General features: G+C 39.0%; 1 protein-coding gene and 1 pseudogene. Both read right to left on the bottom strand.

Annotated elements, in window-relative coordinates:
- A partial coding sequence (locus AC1DRF_RS30795; protein ID WP_477742673.1) for a NifU N-terminal domain-containing protein occupies positions 1 to 193 on the bottom strand: 193 nt, incomplete at its 3' end.
- A 63-nt stretch (positions 194 to 256) separates the two neighbouring features.
- Positions 257 to 738: pseudogene (locus tag AC1DRF_RS30790) on the bottom strand (ABC transporter ATP-binding protein); the annotation flags it as partial.

The following is a 738-nucleotide window of genomic DNA, read 5'->3' as shown; positions in this document are numbered from 1 at the left end:
CTACTGCTAAGAAGTCCGCTACGTGGTAGACTCCTTTTACCCCTTCTACTTTCAAGATGTCTTGAACAACTTCAGGAGCTGCTTCAGCATTTTTTTCCGTATAGTTATTGCTTTTTCCGCCTGATAGCACTTCGTCTAAATTAATTTTCATTGTATTCGGACTTGGCGTTGGCTCAATTGATTTAATGTTCATATCGTATCGTACTCCTSTCATTAAAATTGTAGCATGTGCCTTATACTCAGTCTAACGACTTGTTTACGCGTTTTCAATTTCTTCAATCAGCTCTGAAAGCTCTGCCCAGCGATCAAGCAGTGCACTTAATTCTTCGTTTGCTTTCTCTTGTTCTAACGATAGGTTATGCGCTTTTGTATAATCGCTGCCCACCTGTTCAATTTCACTTGTTAAGCGTTCAATTTCTTCTTCTTTTGCTGCAATATTATCTTCGATTTCTTCCCATTCTTTTTGTTCTTTATACGTTAAGCGACGCTTTTTCGTTTTCTCCGGCTGTTTTGGCTTTTCTTCTTTCACTTTAGCCTGCTGAACCATTGCCTGCTTCTTCTTCATCGCTTMTTCCAATTGATCTGTATAAGCGCCAAAATAAATCGAAATGTTTCCTTCTCCTTCAAAAACTAGTAAGTAATCTGCTACTTTATCTAAGAAATAGCGATCATGCGATACGGTGATCACAACACCTGGAAATTCTTCGAGATAGTCTTCAAGCACCGTTAGCGTTTGAG

Source organism: Priestia sp. P5_B4 (assembly GCF_056400385.1).
Note: the sequence above shows the minus strand (reverse complement) of the source record. Positions and strands in the feature narration are given on the sequence as shown.